General features: G+C 51.6%; 13 protein-coding genes and 1 riboswitch. All 13 genes read right to left on the bottom strand.

The window, feature by feature from the left end:
- Nucleotides 1–93 precede the first annotated feature (93 nt).
- The 13 genes from JJQ72_RS08895 to JJQ72_RS08955 all read right to left on the bottom strand — a co-directional run bounded on the left by JJQ72_RS08895 (nt 94) and on the right by JJQ72_RS08955 (nt 20,840).
- Nucleotides 94–1,110: a protein-glutamate methylesterase/protein-glutamine glutaminase gene (locus JJQ72_RS08895; protein ID WP_208203422.1), complete on the bottom strand. Its 1,017-nt coding sequence runs from the start codon at nt 1,108–1,110 to the stop codon at nt 94–96.
- Between the two features lies 1 nt (nt 1,111).
- Complete coding sequence (locus JJQ72_RS08900; protein WP_138224875.1) at nt 1,112–1,930, bottom strand: CheR family methyltransferase; 819 nt, start codon at nt 1,928–1,930, stop codon at nt 1,112–1,114.
- Between the two features lie 69 nt (nt 1,931–1,999).
- Nucleotides 2,000–3,724: a methyl-accepting chemotaxis protein gene (locus tag JJQ72_RS08905; protein WP_208203423.1), complete on the bottom strand. Its 1,725-nt coding sequence runs from the start codon at nt 3,722–3,724 to the stop codon at nt 2,000–2,002.
- Nucleotides 3,724–4,245 (bottom strand): chemotaxis protein CheW, encoded by a 522-nt coding sequence (locus tag JJQ72_RS08910; RefSeq protein ID WP_138224873.1) that lies wholly within the window; start codon nt 4,243–4,245, stop codon nt 3,724–3,726. Before JJQ72_RS08910 ends, JJQ72_RS08905 begins: the two co-directional genes overlap by 1 nt.
- Before the next feature lie 12 nt (nt 4,246–4,257).
- Nucleotides 4,258–6,312 (bottom strand): chemotaxis protein CheA, encoded by a 2,055-nt coding sequence (locus JJQ72_RS08915; protein ID WP_208203424.1) that lies wholly within the window; start codon nt 6,310–6,312, stop codon nt 4,258–4,260.
- A gap of 95 nt (nt 6,313–6,407) precedes the next feature.
- Nucleotides 6,408–6,496, bottom strand: a riboswitch (cyclic di-GMP riboswitch).
- A 640-nt stretch (nt 6,497–7,136) separates the two neighbouring features.
- Nucleotides 7,137–8,120 carry a LacI family DNA-binding transcriptional regulator gene (locus JJQ72_RS08920; RefSeq protein WP_138224871.1) on the bottom strand — a complete coding sequence of 328 codons (984 nt, stop codon included), beginning with the start codon at nt 8,118–8,120 and terminating at the stop codon, nt 7,137–7,139.
- Between the two features lie 142 nt (nt 8,121–8,262).
- Complete coding sequence (locus JJQ72_RS08925) at nt 8,263–11,658, bottom strand: GH36-type glycosyl hydrolase domain-containing protein (protein ID WP_208203425.1); 3,396 nt, start codon at nt 11,656–11,658, stop codon at nt 8,263–8,265.
- 53 nt (nt 11,659–11,711) lie between these two features.
- Nucleotides 11,712–13,898, bottom strand: coding sequence for a glycoside hydrolase family 3 N-terminal domain-containing protein (locus JJQ72_RS08930; protein ID WP_208203452.1), 2,187 nt, complete (start codon nt 13,896–13,898; stop codon nt 11,712–11,714).
- Nucleotides 13,899–13,960: 62 nt separating this feature from the next.
- Complete coding sequence (locus tag JJQ72_RS08935) at nt 13,961–15,367, bottom strand: sulfatase family protein (protein WP_208203426.1); 1,407 nt, start codon at nt 15,365–15,367, stop codon at nt 13,961–13,963.
- Between the two features lie 29 nt (nt 15,368–15,396).
- A complete protein-coding gene (locus JJQ72_RS08940; RefSeq protein WP_138224867.1) occupies nt 15,397–16,257 on the bottom strand; it encodes a carbohydrate ABC transporter permease in 861 nt (286 codons plus the stop codon).
- A gap of 18 nt (nt 16,258–16,275) precedes the next feature.
- The gene (locus JJQ72_RS08945) at nt 16,276–17,166 is read right to left on the bottom strand and encodes a carbohydrate ABC transporter permease (RefSeq protein ID WP_138224866.1); all 891 of its coding nucleotides are present in this window, start codon (nt 17,164–17,166) and stop codon (nt 16,276–16,278) included.
- A 160-nt stretch (nt 17,167–17,326) separates the two neighbouring features.
- Nucleotides 17,327–18,577 (bottom strand): sugar ABC transporter substrate-binding protein, encoded by a 1,251-nt coding sequence (locus JJQ72_RS08950; protein ID WP_208203427.1) that lies wholly within the window; start codon nt 18,575–18,577, stop codon nt 17,327–17,329.
- A 1,480-nt stretch (nt 18,578–20,057) separates the two neighbouring features.
- Complete coding sequence (locus tag JJQ72_RS08955) at nt 20,058–20,840, bottom strand: class I SAM-dependent methyltransferase (RefSeq protein WP_208203428.1); 783 nt, start codon at nt 20,838–20,840, stop codon at nt 20,058–20,060.
- Between the last annotated feature and the right edge of the window lie 23 nt (nt 20,841–20,863).

Consider the following 20,863-nt stretch of genomic DNA (forward strand, 5'->3'; position numbering starts at 1 on the left):
CCGTTAGAGCCCTAGCTTCACCAAAGCCAGGCCCAGCACCAAAGCCAGGCCCGCCGCCATAGCCACACCCACACCCGCTCCTACCCGGCCGGTCTAGATCATGCTGCACAGCACTCTGGGCAGGTGCGTGAGAGAAGCCTGCTTCTCCACCGCGCCAAGCTGGTAGGCGGCCTTGGGCATGCCGTAGACGACGCAAGAAGCCTCGTCCTGTCCGAGCGTGCGGGCTCCTTTGCGGCGCATGGACATGAGCCCTTTTGCCCCGTCGTATCCCATCCCGGTCAGAATAATCCCGATGCCATGGACCCCTGCCTCCTTGGCGACAGAATCAAACAGTACATCTACCGACGGACAGTGACCATTCACTTTGTCACCATGAAAGCACTCAATTCTGTACCGGTCGCCTATCTTTTTCACCTTCATATGCTGATCGCCGGGAGCAATATACACATGACCGCGCTGCACATATAGTCCACTGCTCGCCTCACATACCGTAAAACCGGAGAACTGGTTCAACCGTTCTGCAAACATGCGAGAGAACACCGGCGGAATATGCTGTACAATCAGCATGCCCGGCAGATCGTCGGGCAGGCTTTTTAACAGATCGTGGATGGCTTCCGTACCTCCCGTGGATGCACCAACCGCAATCAACCGATCCTCCGCGGCTGCTGCGGGTGACGGCCATGCACGGGATAGAGCAGGAGAAGCTCTGTGCTGTACCAGATTTGCCTTTGCCGCCGTCTTCACCTTCGTAATCAGCTCTTGAATAAAGAGTTGCATCTGCTGCAAGGTCTGCACATTCGGCTTGGCCAGAAAATCGACCGCTCCCGCCTTCAAGGCATCAAACACGGCATGACTGATCGTGCTGATCACAACGACCGGCAAGGCATATTGCGGCAGAAGACGCTGGATGAAATCAATGCCGTTCATTTTGGGCATTTCAATATCACAGGTCATGACGTCGGGCCGAAGCTCCAATATTTTGTCCCTGGCATCAAAAGGATCTTCTGCGGTGGCTACCACCTCAATGCCGGGATCCATCATCAGCCCCCGCGAAAGCACCTCGCGAAACAACAGGGAGTCATCGACAACGAGCACCCGGATTTTTCTCATCTTACCCCTCCTTTCGGTACACCGCCGGCATCATATACTTGAATTTCGTATGCTCCCGATCAAGCGTTTCTGAATGCCCAATAAACAGATATCCCCCCGGCTCCATCCACTCATAAAACTTTTCCACAAGCTGGCGCTTGGTCACGGCATCGAAATAGATCATCACATTCCGGCAAAATATGACGTGGAACTTCTTTTTAAATGGAAACACTGGCTCCATCAGATTAAATCGGCGAAAAATAACCTCCTGCTGCAGCTTTTTGGCTACCTTAAACTTCCCGGGGCCTGCAGCTTGAAAATAAGCCTTGCGCCACGGAGCCGGCAGCGCTTGCAGCTTCTCCTCCTCGTACAGACCTGCCCTGCAGGTATCCAGCACCTTGCTCGAAAGATCCGTGGCGAGCACCCGGGTGTCCCACTCCGACTTCTCCAAGCCAAAATACTCGTCCATGATCATGGCAAGCGTGTACGGCTCCTCGCCCGTAGAGCAGCCTGCACTCCATACCCGCAGATCCTGATCCCTGGCTTGATGCACCAGACTCGGCAGAACCTGATCCCGGAACAACAAAAAATGCTCTGGCTCGCGCATAAAAAACGTGTGGTTCGTGGAAATTTTGTCTGCCAGCAGACGCGAGGCCTGCCCCGTTGGATCGGCTTGCACATATTCGATATATTCCGTAAAGCTGTTCATCCTCAGTTGCTGCAGCACACTTCCCAAGCGCCCCATGACCAGCGTTCTCTTCTCGGCCTTCAGATGAATGCCGTAATGCTGCTTAATATAATGCACGAGCTGCTGAAACTCCTGATCTGTAATTTGAATCATCGCAATCCTTCACCTCTCCTGACTAAAAAAGAGGGGGCGCCCCCCCTCTAATCGCAGCTCATTCAAGAACTAATATTTTCCAAACTCCTCGTCACTAAGGGAGATTTTCAGCGGCTTTTCCTTATATTCCTTGAAAGCCACCACAGGCTCCGCAGCCGGTCTGTCCGCAGAATAGCTCAGCTTCTCGATCATGCGAATCAGATCAGGGGACATAGGCTGAGACCGGTAGCTGACTGACCCATGGATTTTACGAAGCTTGAACTTACTCAGCTGCTCATTCAAAAGCTCTGCCTGGCTCGACAGCTCCTCACTCGCTGCTGCGCTTTCTTCCGAGGTCGCCGAATTTCCTTGTACCACCTGGGAGACCTGAATCAAGCCTTGATTGATCTGGTTAATCCCAGCTGCCTGTTCATTGGACGACACCGCAATCTGGTCAATCAGCTCCGCAACCTGTGAAATATCGTCGACAATCTGCTGCAGGGCCGAGGCCGTTTCGTTGGCAATCTTGGTGCCTGCTTCTACTTTTTTCATGGAGCCTTCAATCATCTCTGTCGTCTCTTTCGCTGCATTCGCCGATCGTGCTGCCAAATTCCGTACTTCTTCTGCTACCACCGCAAACCCCTTGCCGTGCTGACCGGCACGGGCAGCTTCCACAGCCGCATTCAGTGCCAAAATATTCGTCTGAAACGCAATTTCATCAATCACCTTGATGATCTTGGAGATGCTGGCCGAGGCCTGATTGATATCCTCCATCGCCTCCAGCATATCCTTCATTTGGCTGCTGCCTCTGGCTGCATTGGCTTTGGTCTCTACTGCCAAAAGATTGGCACGGTCAGAACCCCCCGCATTTTGCTGTGTTTGCGCTGATACCTCTTGTAGAGATGCCGTTAATTCCTCCACCGAGCTTGCCTGCTCGGTAGCACCGTCGGATAGCGTAATACTGGCCTCTGATACTTGTCTTGCACCGGAAGCAACCTGCTCGGAAGCGGTCTGAATATTGTTCATGACGTTGTTTAAATTATCGGTCATGCGCTGGAAGGCTGCGGCAAGCACGCCCACTTCATCCTTGGAATTCACTTCAATAGCAACATTCAAATCTCCATCAGCAATACTTTCTGCCACATGAACCATGTTACGGATCGGTCCGCTGATCCACCGGGAAATCAATAAACCCAGCACGATTGCCGAAAGGACGGAAACTGCCACAATGACAATCATCGTTACAATGGTCGTATTGGTCTGGTCGGTCAGCTGCTCTGACAATGCATAGCCGTCGGTAATTTTGTTATCATACAGCTGGGCTATGTACCCGGACGCGACGCCAGCTAGCGCATTCGCCTCGGTCTGAATCAGCTCGTAGGCCTGCTGGGTTTGTCCATCGCGATCCAGAGCCATCGCATTTTCAAACACCGTTTCATACTGCTGAAGCGTTTGCTGCAGCTCATTGAAGATTTGGCGGGTGGACTCATTTACCAGAGACTCCTCAAACCTCATTAATGCAGCGTTGATTAGCGGGAGCTTACTCCGTGCATCTTCCACGTACTGCTGCTTGTCTGCTGAATTTTCAGTCAGCATCACATCCCGTATGGAAGCTCTCATCTGATGAAAAGATATTCCTGCTGAGCCAATATCACCTACAGCGACTCCGTAATCTGCATATAGCTGATTGTAATCCTTGTCGATATTGTTCATATTCAGGACGCCAACTGTGCCCACCACTCCTGCCAAAAGCGCGACAAATACGAACGAAAGAATGAGCTTTCTACCAATTTTCAAATCCATGAACCATTTCATTACAGTTCCTCCCTGGGGGTGTTTAGGTTATCGAGCTGTTCCAGCTCATGATCATTAAGCAGCCGGTTACAGTCGAGCAGCAGCTTCGCGCCGCCATCGGACCTTCCGACTCCCATCACATATCTCGCGCCGCCGATGCCAAGACCCGGAGGAGGAACAATGTCTTCACTTGCAATCCACAATACCTCAGACACACTATCCACGATCAGACCGACACACAGCTCATCAATGTCCACAACGATAATGCAAGTCCGGTCATTGTATGCCCGGTATGGCTTTTTAAATCGAAGGCGGATATCCATTATGGGAATAATTCTGCCTCTTAAATTAATAATGCCCTTGATGTACACCGGCATTTCCGGGACCTCCGTGATGGTGTGCAGCCCCACAATTTCTTTTACATATTGAATCGGAATGCCGTAGTACTCCTGATCCACCAAAAACGTTAGAAACTTCCCTGTCAGCGTATCCTCAACCTGTCCCCCATCGTCCTGTAATGCCAAATTGGACGCCTGCCCCATGTGATCCTCTCCCTAATGTGATATCAGATGCGGAATATCCAGAATCAAGCTGGTGCTCCCATCGCTTAAGAGCGTGCATCCCGCAATTCCTTTTAAATTCGTAAGCTTCTTAATGTAGACCGGCAGAGCCTTGATCACCACCTGCTGCTGACCAAGCAGCTCATCTGCAAAAAGACATACCTGCTGCCCGTCCACTTCTACCATCGTTAAAATGCCGTCCTCCACCGTTTGGACATCGGAATGGAGCTTGAAATGCTCATACAGCCGAATGATGGCATAGCATTGCCCCCGGACCATGATCATTTCACAGCCATCCGGATCCCTGATGATATCCTTGCCTTGTGGCCGGAACGATTCCTTAATGGAAGAAATCGGAAGGGTGAAGCGAGAGGAGCCTACCTTCACATTCATGCCGTCAATGATGGCCAGTGTCAGCGGAATTTTAATGGTAATGGCAGAGCCGTGTCCCGGCTCACTGTCGATGAATACGGTTCCACCGATGCTGTCAATATTTTGGAGCACGACGTCCATGCCAACTCCCCGGCCGCTAAATTCGGAGATACTGTCTTTGGTCGAAAAACCCGGCATGAAAATCAGCTGATAGACCTCCCGATCAGACATGTCGGCCTCTTCCTTGTAAAGCATATTTTTCTCGCGCGCGCGAGCTAGCAGCTTTCCCCGGTCCATCCCCCGGCCGTCGTCCCGAACGATAATCATAACCTCACTGCCCGTGTTCCGGGCTTCTAACGTGAGCGTTCCGGTCCGCGCTTTTCCCGCGGCTTCTCGTTCAGGGCCCGTCTCCAATCCATGATCCGCGGCATTGCGGACGAGATGCATCAGAGGATCCGTTATTTTGTCAATGATGCTCTTATCGACCTCGGTTTCTTCGCCGATCAGCTGAAGCCGGATATCCTTGTCCAGCTTCTTGGACATGTCCCGCAGCACCCGGTTCATTTTGTGGAAGCAGCTTTCCAGAGGCACCATGCGAATGGACATCGTTTTATCCTGAATTTCCTTGGTAATCTTGGTAAGATGCCGGGCGGCATGCTTGAACTGCTCCAGCGGGTGCCCTTGAAGCTCCGGATGCTGGGTGACCATGGATTCCGCAATAACAAGCTCGCCGATCAGATTCATCAGCTCATCCAGCTTGCTGACATTTACGCTCAGATAGCTGGCTGACTGCATGGGGGAACGCTCAACCGCTGCCAGAGGCACCTTATCCTCCGCTCCATTTTTTGAGCTTGGATGTGCCGGGCGAGGAGCTGTGGTTGGTTCATTGTCACGCTTACCGTTGTGGCGGCTGTGGTTGCTGCTGTCAGCGTCACTGTCAAACAATTGAACGGCCGTCACGCCGCAAGCCTCTCTGATGCATTGATGCACCTCACTGTAATTATGCTTATCCTGAAAAAGAAGCTGGAAGCCATGATTCCGGATAAATGCAGTCTCTTCTGCTCCCCCTAGTGAATCCTTGGGATGATAGCTGTAATTCGCCTCGATGTCTTCCAGGCTCTGAATAAGCTGAACAGCTCTTACACCTTCCATTCCCGGGTCATTGCCGAAAAATACAACCGCTTTAAACCCGGCCGCAGGAGCGTCCAGATTCGCTAAACCGATTTCATGATCATCCTCCGAGGACGTAGAAGGACATGGGTCTTGGTTCGTTTTCAGCTGGTCCAGATAAGCCGTAATTCTGTGGGTCAGAGTCGCGCTGTCTTCATCTGCGATATGTCCATTTTGCAGCTTGAGCAGCTCGATCTTGATGAAATCACTGCCTTGAAGCACGAGCTCGGACAGCTGGGAATAGTCAGCCAGCACCTCTTCCCGTTCCCTTAAATACGCAAAAAGATCCTCCATCGCATGCGACAAAGCGGCAATGTGATTGAATTGCATCATGGTGGAGGAGCCCTTAATCGTATGCATGATCCGGAAGATCTCGTGGACGGCTGCTGCCGGGTAAGCATTGACATGCTCGCATTCCAAAATGATATTCTCTAGCTGCTCCAGCAAAGTGGAATTTTCAAACAAATACATCTCCAGAAGTGAATCGATCGGGCTTGAATCAGTCATAGGCTCTCCCTCATGCAGTGATCAACGCTTGATTTGGTAACAAAAAAACCTCTGCCCATGTAAAAGGACAGAGGAACAAGCAGACATGTGTCTGCTGCTGCAACCCGGCGATCGTAGCAATTCTCATTGCTTTAGACCCGTGGCTTTGCGTCCTAGTCTTTCGACAAGTTTGCCAAATATATCTTTTTTTCGACATTATATGCTTAATATAATGTAGGACTTTAGACTTGTCAATCCATTTTTTCAAGTTCTATGTACCCATACCATCTCTTCCCGGCGTGAGTCTTAATTCGCAGAAGCGATGTAATATGGGGTCCGGCGAATTGTAACTCTGGCGGCTACCGCAGAGGTTGGTCGGTAACCTCAATGGTTGCTGATGGGTGGGTAAATTCCAGGTCGCGTTATGATAATCGTGCTTCGGTAACTTTAACGGTTGCTGAAGGATTTGTGCGCCTCTCCAGCCGCCGGCTAGTAGCTCTAGCGGTTGCCAGCGGGGCTATTTGAACCCTAGTTAATTAAAAGCTCGCATTTTCGCACATTTAGCCACTGTGGCAACCGTTAGATTGGGGAATGCGACTGTTTAGCACCATTAAGCGCTGTGGCAACCGTTAGAATGCAGCTTGCTGCTGACAAGCACGACCGACTGCAAATTAAAAAGAAGGCATCGCCTCATCAGTGAGGTAGATACCTTCTTCTAGTTAACTAGTTCAATGCTACAATACAAGGTAAACTTCAACAGCGTTTTCGCCAGGCCTTAACTACATAAATAGCGCACTTACTCGATACTCGCAACAATCTTCTTTCATCCATAAAAAAGTCCTTTTTTACATGCCAGCGCTCGCCGGCCCTACAGATTCTCCTTCAACCAGCCCGACGTAAATTCGTTCATGCTGCGCGGAGCTGTCGCCTTCCACCAGCTTGATAAGCTGCTCTGCCGCTACAGCCCCCCAACGCCGTTCGGAGTAATCGATGGTAGCCATGCGCGGCTGTACATAATCCGTAATGTCAATATGATCGAAGCCGACCACATGAATATGCTCGCCGACCCGATAGGGTGTTCCTCTCAAAGCCTGGTACATACCGATCGCCATCTCGTCGTTGAGACAGAAGACGCCTACGGGCCCGTCGTACTCCGATATGATCCGCAAGGCTGCCGCCTCGCCGCTTGCCTTATCAAAATTACCCGGGATCTCCTTATAAGTGATAAGCGGGCCTCCCCTCTCCACCGTCTGCCGGGCCGCGCCAAGACGCTGTTCAGAGTCGAACGAACCTTCCGGGCCCGTCACCGCGTACAGCTTCTGATGACCATTGCGGATTAAATACTCCATGGCAAACGTCGCGCCGGCTTTGTTGTCCAGCAGCACCTGCACGATATTATCATGCTTGAGCTCCCGGTCGAGCACCACGAGCTTATGCCCCCGATTCGCATGCAGAAGCAGCTCCTCATCTGAGAATAGGCGATCGAGGATAATCGCACCGTCCAGTATACCTTCAGGCAGCATCCGATGGGATTGTGTTCCGCTGCAAATGACGAGATCGTAGCCCCGCTTGTTCATTTCTTCCTTCATTCCTTGAAGCAGCTTGCCGTAAAAAGCGCCTTCAAAAGTCGTCAGGAACGCACCAATAATTCGCGTCTCCCGCTTCTTCAGGGTGCGAGCGGCCGCGTTCGGCACATAATTCAGCTCTTTCGCCACGGCAAGAATCCGTTTACTCGTCTCCTCGGTGACTTTGGGATTGCCATTGAGCGCATAGGATACAGTCGAAATCGATACTCCCGCACGCCTGGCTATGTCCTTGATGCTTACCATAGCTTTCGCTCCTATCACTTGCTACCTATTACTTACATAATGATTACAATTATAGCAGGAGACGGGGGAACGAGGGATATATTCCTCATGAAAGTCCATATTGTTTAGACTCTATACCGAATCCCCTGAATCCCCCGCCTATCTATGCCATCTCAATCACGATTTGGTTCACGCCATCAACGAGCAGCGCCTCCAAATGATCTTTCGGAATCCGTACTCCGCCGTGGCGGTAACGGTTCGGCTGCTGTACCGTCAGAACCTGCTCACCGTTCACAGTAACGCAGCGAACCGATTCACCGCTTACGTTGTAACGGAATACGATTTTTTTGCCATTCCATCGGAAACAAAATTGCATGCCATCCATCCCGGCCGGAAGCACGGGATCTACCACCAGATCGCCGCTCTCCTGACGAATACCGAGTGCGTTCGAGATCAGCTGGTTCATGTAAATCCCCGGACCACTGGAATAGATGCGCCAGCCGCCTTTGACCTTAACCTCCCCGGAGCGCAGCTTGCCGAAACCATCCGCAGCTTCGTAGCGATCATCGAATTTACCGTCGGAGCTGCTGAAGTAAGCATTGCTTTGCCTTAGATCCGCATTCGGCACTACGTGTTGGATGCCGATCGGATTAATTGCAGCCAGCGCCTTCCAGGTCTCTTCGGCTTTTCCTAGCTTGGCTGTCGCTTCAATGAAGCGAATATGCGCGTGTACGTATTGAAGCCCGATCTCACGTCCGAAGTTAGCCGCTTGCTCGGCGCGCTTGAATCTCGTGCTGACACCACCCGCATAATCAGCCGGACGATTCATCAGGCGCACGCCATCTGGACACAGCAGCTCTTGCTCGATCAAGCGGTAATGAGAATCTGCTTGATCCTTATCGAACAGCTCCCCGATCATGCTGCGAGTCATCGGCAGGAGCCGGTAACGGATCCCTGTCTTGTCATCGCTGGGATGCAGCATCAGTTGAACCTCGCCCGGCTCCTCCATATAAGCAAAGCCAGAGGTCACACCATCCTTCACGAGATAACGGTTAAAATCTTCCTTCATGCCTTCCGCAAGTTCACTAAGCTCACTCGCCAAGGCTTCCAGTTCACCGCCCTTATCCGCCAGCACTCCGGAGAGCTGAGTAAATGTCTGGAATGTTAGCGACACAGTCCAGCTGCTAATTGTAAATTGCTTCAGCTTCGCATTCGCCGGCTGGAGCGTGTCATCCCAATCCCCATCGCCGTAGGATGACAACCTGGTTCCATGGAGAAAATGGTCCTTTATATACTGAATTTCTTTGCGCGCATGATCAAGTAACGTATAGGTGACCTGCGTAAGCTCTCCCCCGTGCGTGGTGTAAGGGATTTTTTCGTTCAGCAATGCGTAATCGCCTGTAATCCGCAAGTAATCGCCAAGCACCTTAAGCGGCCATACGATGACATCGCCGTGGCTCTCTTCCTGCTGGATCCGGTAATATCGGTCAAACATGAACCATTGCGGCCAGTTTCCTTCTTCTATATATTGATGACTATACACGGTTTTCAGAATTTCTTTCACTTGACCGAACTTGCCGGTCGCAAGAAAATATTCCGTCGGTCCCTGGCAGACGTCTCGCGTGCCCCAGGCAGCACCGCTGTATTGCTCCAGGCCATGCGGTACGGAGTAGTGCACAAGCATATTGTGTGTGTACCACCAAGCGAGTGTGTTATATTTATCCAGCTCTTCCTGCTGCTCCGCCGAATCGTGAGATAAGTCGAAGCCGTTCATGACGTCACCGAGAAATTGACGATAGGCCGAAATATCAGCCTCGACGGGACGCTCCATCAAGCGGTTATGCTCCGGTACCGCTGAGACGGCTTTTTCCAGACGCCCTTGAATGCTCAGCCGCCACATGGCAGTCGGCTCAAGCTCTAGCACAACCAGGGAGGCGGAGCCTTCCGGTGCTCCCGCAACCAACGCGCGCTCGTCCAACACCTGCATAGCAGTGCCGCTAAGGCGCATACGAAAATGGAGATGCGGGTAAACGCCAGCGCTTAACGATTCCCGATGAGCTCGGAAGATCAGCTCACCGCCATCGCGTTCCATCAGGAACGGAACCTCGTATTCCTTGTCGTTCATCGTGATCTGGTTAGTCACGAGGAAGCGATAGGCCTCACCTTGACGAGAGACGGCCTCGAGAAACAGCTCCGGGACGTCCGGGGACGACCATGCGGTAATCGTAAGAACATCTTTCTCTATTTTGTAATGCCAGCGTGCGTAGTTAAAGCCGAGTTCGTACAGAGATGGGAGAGTCAGCAACCGAAATTGTCCGTCAATCTCCACATAAATCCGCTGTCCCGACGTCTTTAACACATTTAATGCGTTACGTGCATTACTCATCAGCTTGTTGAACGACGTATTGCCTAACGTAATTTGCGAGTGGAAAAGCCCGTACATATAGTTTGTCGATGACGCTACATTGTCGTTCACCCGGGCGTTGTCGCCACTCATCAGAATATGACCATGAGGCCGCTCCATGCGCCGCTCTTTTTGTTTTAGCACGACATGCTCGTACGTATCTGTGAAAAAGGAGAGCAGCTCATCGTTCACACGCTCTTCCTGCTGCCTTGACGGGAACAGCGCCTGAATCTCGCCTTCCGTCATGTCGTCTGCTTGCAGCGGAGATCCGACGCTCACGTTCCAGGCAAGGGGTTCACCGATGGGGGAAAGCTCTTCACCTTTCAGTGATTGTGCTCCTTGCCAAGCTTGCTTGATCTCTTCCACATATTCCAGCTCGCATATTGCCGCTTCATGATTCGGGTTCAGGAGGCCGTAGAAGACCACCGTTTTCTCTTCAATTCCGACTTCCAGCAGCTCCGACTGCAGTGCCGTGTAGGCAAATTCGTACTGATAAACCTTATTCGCCAGTTGCTTGTGACGAAGCGCTTCCGGAACGTCCGTCTCCTTGTAGGAGAGACCGAAGAATTGGAAGCCATCGGTCGAAAAGCCCGCCGCACCAGTCAACGATCCTTGCTGCAGATAAGGAAAGCCGGTGGTCATCGGTTGATTCTGCCGCGAGCATACCGTATAGCCTCTCTCGTCGGTCTCAAAAACCGTATGGCCAATATATTGCGACATATATGCTTCGTTAGTGCGCACGGCTCCTTGATCGGCAAGCCCCAGATCCTGACCATAGACAACGTCCACCACAACGCCAGGTGTTCCCGCTGCGGACAGGCTGACCTCCCAGAACCAGATTAGCCCGGGCATTAACGTAAAGGTTACGCGATAGGCAACGCCCAGTGCTTCTCCTGTCCACAAAATACGCCGATCAGAAGCGCTGACGATGCTTCCTGAAGAAACGCCAAGGAGCGGTGCGTATTCAAGCCGGCCCTCTTTGTGCAAGCGTAAAAAAAGATTGTTCATCGATCCGTCAAGCGGATTCGACATCACCTGATTGATCATCAGATCCTTGTAGCGAATTTCGCGAAGGTCTCCGCTCTTCATAAACGTGAAGGCCAGTCCGTCTGTTTGCACGGAAAACTCGCTATTTGCTAATTGCCCAGTATTCATTGCCTTGCTCCTTTCCCCTACCTCTAACTGCTGTCTTGTCTGTATTCTCTGTTTTATGTTGTAGTTGTTGTCGTGCCGTAAACACCCGAGATCAGCTGGAATGGCAGCTCTTGCACCTCCCGGCTGTTTGGACCCACCATCGCTATGAAGGCTCCTGAATCGCTGTGGTAAGACAAATCACTATGGTGATATCGAAGCATGTCTTCCGTCAACAAGAACTCGATTTCCTTGGTCTCGCCCGCATTAAGCGTAATCTTGCGGAACGCCTTCAGCTCGCGCAGCGGCCGCACAGTCTCACCCGATATGTCTCGCACATATAGTTGAACGGTCTCCTCACCGGCGCGCGATCCGGCGTTCGTCACACTGACACTTACGCTCAGGCTATCGCCAGCGTGAAGCTCATCGGAAGATAATACGGCTTGCCCGTACTCAAACTCGGTATAGCCAAGACCGTAACCAAACGGTAGAAGCGGTTCATTAGGGATGTCCAGATATTGTGATTCATAACGAACCGGAGCGCTTGGATCGCTTTGCGGACGCCCGGTATTGAAGGCGTTATAGTAGACAGGCACCTGTCCAACGGAATACGGGAAGCTCATTGTCAAACGTCCTGAGGGATTAGCTTCGCCATAGAGCAGCTCTGCTACCGCCTCAGCACCTTTCGTGCCAGGGTACCATGCCTCCAGTACGGAATCAGCTTCATCCAGTACACCGTGAAGATCCAGCGGTCGGCCGTTAAACAAAACTGCAACCGTCGGCTTTCCCAGCTCGCGCACCCTTTGGACCAGCTCCAGCTGACAGCCCGGCAGGCGTATGTCCGCGCGGCAGCCCGCCTCGCCGCTCATCTCCGAAGCTTCGCCAAGCGCCAGTACGACCACATCAGCCGAACGCGCCGCAGTCAGCATATCTGTGAGCTCCTTTTCCGTGATCGATTCGACACCGCAGCCAACGGCGGTTAAGGCGGATGAAGCCGCAAGCAGGCTCATGCTTTCGGCCAGTGTAGCTGTTTCTTCCCGCTTGCCCATGCATGACCATGGCCCCAGCAAATCATCGCTGACCGCGAACGGACCGATGAGCGCTGTCTTCATGTCCTTGTTCAAGGGAAGAGTATTCTGTTCGTTCTTTAACAGTACGCAGGACCTAAGCGCGGCTTCATGCGCTGCATCCAAATGCTCTGCACAGAGCAGTATGTCCTGCTCCGCCGCCGGGTCCGCGTATCGATGCGGTTTTTGAAATAACCCGAGCTTACGCTTCAGCCTTAGAATGCGCATCACTGCCTCGTCCACGAGCTTGACGTCCACTTCGCCGCTCTCCACCAGCTCTTGCAGATGATGCGGATAGCAAGGTGACATCATCTCGATATCGACCCCGGCTTCAATGGCTTTGCGCGCACACTCCCTCTCATTTTCAGCGACACCATGCGGAATCATTTCCTTCACGGCGCCCCAGTCCGAAATGAGCACACCGTTAAAGCCCCATTCCTCTCGCAGCAGGTCACGCATGAGCTTGCGATTGCCCGTAGCAGGAATACCATCCACTGTATTGAATGCCGTCATCACCATTTCGCAGCCCTCATCAAGAGCCGCGCGATAGGAAGGCATATAATACTCGCGGCGCATCCATTCTGACATATCCACGGTGTTGTAATCCCGCCCGCCTTCAGCTGCTCCATATGCGGCAAAGTGCTTGATGCACGCCGCAATCTTATAAGGCTCTTTGGCCACATCCTTGCCCTGATAGCCGCGCACAAACGCTCGCGCATACTCGCCGTTCAGCCATGGATCCTCCCCTGTCGATTCCATGACCCGACCCCACCGGGGATCTCGCGTCAAATCCGCCATGGGTGAGAAGGTAACATGGATGCCCGCTGCCGCTGCTTCCTTGGCCGCGATCGCTGCCGTTCGGCCAGCCAACTCCATGTCCCACGAGTTGCCGATTGCGAGCGGCACTGGAAAGATGGTGCGGTAGCCGTGGATGACGTCGGCCATGATCAGAAGCGGAATATTAAGCCGGTTATGGCGCAAGTGCGCGTCTTGGATGGCAATGGCCTCCTCGGCACCGCCGAGTCCGAGCGCTGATCCCGCACGGCGTACCGTTGCCTCGGTGATCCCAAGCCCTTCAAGCGGACCGGTAATCTGGCCGGCACTGTTCGCCCCTTCAAAAAAAGCCGGAGCCAGCTGCAAGAGCTGATCCACCTTCTCCTCCAGCGTCATCATGCTCAATAATCGTTGCAATTCCATGTCGTTCACCGCGTCATTCCTCCAAGCTTTCATGAATAGCTCCCTTAAAGAGCTCTATAGATTTAATGGATATATTCATCCTCTATCTCGTCCATCAACTGCTCCAATTGCTTCGTCAATGTAATCCTCCGAGCGGCATAAGCCGGATCAGCGTATACATTGTTCAGCTCATACGGATCTGCCTCCAGATCAAAAAGCTCCCACTCCGGCGGGCGGTCCTCATCACGGGAATCCGTCGTACCTAACGCCTGGGCGTAATAATAAATGAGTTTATACCTCTCCGTGCGGAGCCCGTAGTGGGAATACACTTCATGGCAGCCGTCCAGGTGCATCCAGTACCGATACACCATTGCTTTCCGCCAGTCTTGGGGCAGAACACCATTCATCAAAGGACGAATGCTGACGCCCTGCATCCTTTCATGAACCGGCAAGCCTGCGTAATCCAGAAAGGTTGGAGCAAAATCCGTGTTCAAAATCATGTCCTTCGCCACACTGCCCGGCTTGACTTCCTTCGGATAACGGAGAAGGAACGGCATGCGAAGCGACTCCTCATACATAAACCGTTTATCAAACCACCCATGATCTCCGAGGAAAAAGCCTTGATCAGACGTATAAATCACAATAGTATCCTCGGTCAGTCCCTGCTCATCCAGATAATCCAGCATGCGGCCTACATTGTCATCAATTGAAGCAATGCAGCGCAAGTAATCCTTGATATAACGCTGATACTTCCACTTGCGGGTCTCTTCCGGCGTTAGTCCTTCCGGTGGCGGGTTCTTCGTATCAAGCTCGTTCAGATCATCGATGCGCATCTTCGCCTGGACAGCAGCTTGCGAACGGGTCGCGTAATCGTCATTGAAGGTAGCCGGCTCGGGAATGTCCATATTTTCGTATAAGTGCATATGCTTCTCGTCCGGTTCCCAATGACGATGCGGAGCCTTATGATGGCACATGAGCAGGAACGGACGCTTGGGATCGCGCTTGTCGATCCATTGAAGCGACTTGTCCGTAATAATGTCGGTCACATACCCTTTGAACTTCTTTTTGGTGCCCATTTCCAAAAAATCCGGGTCGTGATAATCCCCTTGATCTGGCAGCACACTCCAATAATCAAAGCCTGTCGGGTCATGGTGACCACCGTGTCCGAGATGCCACTTCCCGATCATGGCAGTCTGGTATCCCCCTGCCTGCAATAGCTTCGGGAACGTGACCTGCCGTCCATCCAGATCATCACCTAATGTCTTCACTCCATTGATATGATTGTACGTGCCCGTCAGAATGGCCGCCCGGCTCGGTGCGCAAATCGAATTCGTACAGAAGCAGTTGTCAAAGGTCATGCCTTCATTCGCGATCCGATCGAGATTCGGCGTCTCATTAATCCGGCTCCCATAAGCGCTGATGGCGTGGGAAGCATGATCATCCGACATGATGAACAAAATGTTGGGCCGTTTAGGCTTACTAGCTGACATCTTTTTCACCCTCCTTCCGAGCTTGCTTGTTATTTCATACCGGAGATGCTGAAGTTCTCAATGATGTGCTTCTGAAAATAGGTAAACAACAGGATCACCGGCGCGACCATGAAGGTAGCCCCCGCCATCTGGAGGCCGAAGTTTGCCGCATATTGCCCCTTAAGCAGCGACAAGCCGACCGATAGAGTGTAGAGCCCTTCATCATTCGCAATAATGAGCGGCCAGAGAAAGCTATTCCAGCCGGCGATGAACGTCAAAATGGCTTGCACAGCGAGAATCGGCTTTGAAATGGGAAGCACGATTTGCAGAAAAATACGATACTCACTTGCACCGTCGAGACGTGTGGCTTCCAGCAGCTCCGTCGGAACCGTAGACATGAACTGGCGGAATAGGAAGATCCCGAAGGCCCCCACCAGACCCGGCAGCACAATGCCTGTCATCGTATTCGTAAGTCCAAGTGTATTCAGGATCAAATAAACCGGAATCATCGTCACCTGACTTGGGATCATCATCGTTGCCAGCACGAGCACGAACAGTGCGTTCCGGCCTTTAAAATCGTATTTGGCGAAGCCAAAACCTGCAGCGGCGTTTAGCAGTAATCCTACGAACGAGAACGCCACGATAATCAGCGTATTTCGAAGATAGATACCGAAGTTCATGTTCTCGAACAGATACTGAAAATTGTACAGCGTGAAGGTTTCCGGCCATAGCGTCGGCGGAATTTGGACAATTTCGTTCTCCGGCTTGAAGGAGGACATCATCATCCAGAAGAACGGCAACAGGAAAAACAGGCCGCCAATCGTCAGGATGATGCCGGAAATCCACTGAAACGTACGGCCGCTTTTTCCTTCCTGCGAGCCCTTCCTTTTGCCAGCGGTTATTGAACTCATAATGATCTCTCCCTTGCCTTAAGTCATATCTGTCTCGTTCTTCTGCAGCCTGAGCTGAACGAGCGTGACGGCGATAATGCAAATGAACAGGACGAACGACCCTGCCGCTGCGTATCCGAAGTTGTTGAATTGGAAGCCGTTCTGGTAAATGAACAGGGATACGGACAACGTTCCATCTAACGGACCGCCATCTGTCATTACAAATGGCTCCTCGAAGAACTGCAGCCAGCCGATCATCGTTGTAATAGAAACGAAGAAGATCGCAAAGCGAAGCATCGGAACCGTAATCAGCGTCACTTGCTGCCACGTGTTTGCCCCGTCAAGCTGGGCGGCCTCGTAATAGGATCTCGGGATGCCTTGCAGTGCCGCAATGAAAATAATCATGTTCAGTCCAATCGCCTTCCACAGCGCAAGTAAAATCAAGGATAGCTTGGCGACCGTCGGTTCCGTGAGCCAGGGCACGTCCGGGAGACCGACCGAATTCAGCATATAGTTGAACAGACCGAGCGCCGGATTATACAGATAGCTCCAGACCACCGCAACAGCGACGATATTGGTCACGGAAGGGAGATAGTACACGACCCGGAACACTTTAAAGATGCGGGACGTGCCCAGATTAATGAGCAGAGCGATCCCGAGAGAAAACAGAATGACGAGCGGAACGCCGATCACGACGTAGAATAACGTATTGTATATCGCCTTATGGAAGACGGGATCCTGAATGACCTCCGCATAATTGTCGAAGCCGATGAATCCAACCCGGTCCATATTGGCGAGACCTCCAAGATCCATGTCGGTGAAGCTGATCACGAGCGCGACCGCAATCGGGACAATAGAGAACAAAATCAGCAGGAGCAGGGTTGGCGCAATGAAAATATAAGGCGCTCTTTTATTCAGAAAGCTTTTCATCAGGAATAGTCACTTCCTTCTTTCATGCCGTAGCATATATGGGAGCGGGCCGGCCTCATAGCCGGCCCGCTTGTTTTGCTGAAGTCACCCTCGTCGCTTATAGCGTCTGCTAGGTGCCTTCATGGTGCGAAGGGGTTGATTCAATATTCAATATTCAAAGTTATTTCATGAATTTCACAGCTTCAGCATTGAGCGCTTCAAGCTCTTTTTTCACGTCTACGTTGTTGCGATAGATAACTTCAAAGTGCTTCACATAGCTCTGGCTGATCTGTGACCAAGCCGTAATAACCGGCATTGGAACCGCAGCATTTAGCTGTTCCCCTATGACTTTGTAGAACTCATTGTTCTTCAGGGACTCATCTTCCCATGCCGCTGTCGCAGCTGGCAGAGAGCTCGTAAATTCCATCCATTTCAGCTGTGTCTCCGCTTTGCTCATGTACGCCACGAATTTCGCAGCAGCGTCCTTGTTCTTCGAATATTCAAAGATCGACAGGTTAGAACCGCCGAGCAGGGAGGTGTTGTTCTCTTTCTTAGGAAGAACAGCCATAGACCATTTGCCGTCGATGTCGGCCGCCTGATCCTGAATCAGCTTGATCATCCAAGGGCCGCTGATGAACATGGGCAGGATGCCTTCCTTAAAGGCCGGAATAATGTCGAGTCCAAGGTCCTTCGGTGCAGAGCCATTTTGGTAAAAGCTATTGATATACTCCACCGCTTCTACGAATTTATCGTTTGCAAAGTCAGGCTGACCGTCAGGCGTAAACCACTCCGCGCCATTTTGGCGTGCGAACATAAAGCCTAGGGACTGTTCCTTCGGATCAATACTCATGCCGTACTTGCCATCGCCGCGTGCCGCAAGCTTCTGCGCTGCGTCAGACAGCTCTTCCCAATTCTGCGGTGCCTGATCGTAGCCGGCTTCCTTCAGCAGATCCGTGCGGTAATAGAGAACACGAGTCTCTACGTACCACGGCACGCTGACGTATTTGTCTTCATATGTTCCTGCTTCCACAGCTCCATCATAAAAGTGCTTTTGCTTCAGCTCCGGATACTGCTCGACGTAAGGAGCAAGATCGGCAAGTGCGCCGGCATCCGCGAATTCAGGAATCCAGGAGGTGCCCATCTGGACAACATCGGGACCTTTTTTGGAGGCAATTGCGGTCAGCAGCTTCTCATGTCCTTGATCCCACGGCAGCGCCTGAACCTTAATCTCAATGTTCGGATTCTCGGCTGTGAATTGCTCCGCGATTTTCGGCAGTGTCTTCGCTTCTTCACCCATTCCCCACACGCTGAGCGTTACTTTCTCGTTTGACGCATCGCCGCTGCTGCCTTCTGTGTTGTCATTGGTTCCGCAGCCCGCAAGCAAACTTGCACTCAGAGCGAGTGTTGTAATCATTGCCAGAACTTTTTTCATATCTAATACCCCTCTCATTAATTTGTTCATGTTCAAAATTTCAGACCCTATTTATTGCATTCTGTTGCATTAAACCATCCGAGAAAACAGCCGACCTAATGCCCCGCTTATAAAGTGTGCTCTTCTACCTCCACTTCATTCAAAATTGTTCAGACCCACATCTGCAAGACATTGTTGAAGACATTGTTGAAGATCTGCAACGATGGCGGTGAAACGTTTCGATTGTGCATAAAAAAATAAAATAAAGGTGGTTTTGCTACATGAATTATTAAGAGAAACGTTTCGATTACGATTGTATCTCATTTTGTAATCGTATTCAAGTGGTAATTTAAAATTTATCGAAACGTTTATATTGAATTTGTAAGCGCACACATTATGGGATAGGGATAACGTACTGTCAGCAAGATCCTCGTCTCGCACATTCCGACTCTCTGCCCCTCCGCATCCCTATCGGACAGCAACATTTAAACGGGCACGCTTAGCACAACATATCCTCTCAAGGTTGCCATAGGCGCTAATCAGTAACATCATAGGCAGGCTGCTAATGGCGATTCGTTGCCCACATCGACCGGTTAGCTGCTCTAGCGGTTGCCACAGGCGCTTGGTAGCCCGCTTCCGCCGGCTAGTAACTCTAACGGTTGCCACAGGTGCTATTTAGCCTAGATTCGCACTTTGGTAACTCTAACGGTTACCAGCGTGGCTATTTGAACCCTAGTTAGTTAAAAGCTCGCTTTTTGGCACTAATAAGCGCTGTGGCAACCGTTAGACTGGGAATTCGCTAGTGTGAAGCTCTAACCTTTAGCCCGAGCGTCCGCTTGCGAGGATCTATTGCGAGGTTCCAGCGGTCGCCACAGGCGGTTGGTGACCCACTTCCGCCGGCTCATTACTCTAACGGTTGCCACAGGCGCTATTTAGCCTAAATTGACACTTTGGTAACCCTAACGGTTGTCAGCGTGGCTATTTGGACCCTAGTTAGTTAAAAGCTCGCATTTTCACACATTTAGCCATCGTAGCAACCGTTAGGCTGGGGAGTGTGACTGTTTGGCACTAATAAGCGCTGTGGCAACCGTTTGCCTGGGAATTCGCTAGTGTGAAGCTCTAACCTTTAGCCCGAGTGTCCGCTTGCGAGGAACTATTGCCAAGCTCCAGCGGTTGCCACAGGCGCTTGGTAGCCCGCTTCCGCCGGCTAGTAACTCTAACGGTTGCCACAGGTGCTATTTAGCCTAGATTCGCACTTTGGTAACTCTAACGGTTACCAGCGTGGCTATTTGAACCCTAGTTAGTTAAAAGCTCGCAGGCTGGGGAATGTGACTTTTTAGCACTAATAAGCGCTGTGGCAACCGTTAGCCTAGAGCCCCGCGCCCAGCAAGCACGATCGACTCCCCCACCATGAAGAAGGCACCTGCCTCAATCAGGCAGGTGCCTTCTTCATCTTGTGCTGCTCCAAGCTAAGCTAAACTAATCGAAACTTGCTTAGGCTTTAGATACCTGTCGATTTACGGCAGACAAAGATAAACTCACGGCCGTCCTGTACCGAAGTGCCGTCATACCAGCCGTATTCCTCATCAATGGTAAACCCGGAGGAGGTAATCAGACGCCGAATGTCATCTCCGTAAAAATACCGGAGCCGGATGCTGTCGTGAAACTCCTGCACAAGCTCGCCATCCTGATCTAAGCGATATATGAAATCCGTGAACAGTAATCGTCGCTCTGTATCAACACGTTTTCGTATCGAATGTCGGGTGACATGTTCGCCGCTCTCCAGAACAGATTCATAATCCAGGTTTTCCGCCGGATCCACCCACCATGCCCCGAGCTTTTTTATCGGTTTGAACACGTTAATGATAAACTGTCCATCCTCCTCCAAATGATTATGGACTGCGGATAAACATTGCAGCGCCTGTTCGTCCGTTTCTAAGCTTTGAAAGCTGCGGAAGGGGATGAAGATCAGCTTAAATTTTTCCGAAAGCGAAAAATCAGTCATGTCTCCATATACCGTATGCAGATGCTGCCTGGATTCGGTGGACAGCTTTTGAAGCTTTTTTTCCAGCACCTCCAGCATACTCTTGGAGTAATCTAATCCCCAGATCTCAACCCCTTCCCTGGCAAGAGGAATGGTGATCCTGCCCGTTCCACAGGCTAACTCCAGAACGCGTCCCCCCAAACGCTTCGCCCGGTCCAGATAAAACGGAATATCTGCCGAAAACACCTCGCGAGGGTCAGCATCGTACAGCTGCGCTGTATGGATGTACAAATTCTCCATGGCTGTAAGCTCCTTTCATGGGT

The sequence above is a fragment of the Paenibacillus sp. F411 genome (assembly GCF_017582705.1).
Classification (GTDB): Bacteria; Bacillota; Bacilli; order Paenibacillales; family Paenibacillaceae; genus Paenibacillus_AQ; species Paenibacillus_AQ algicola.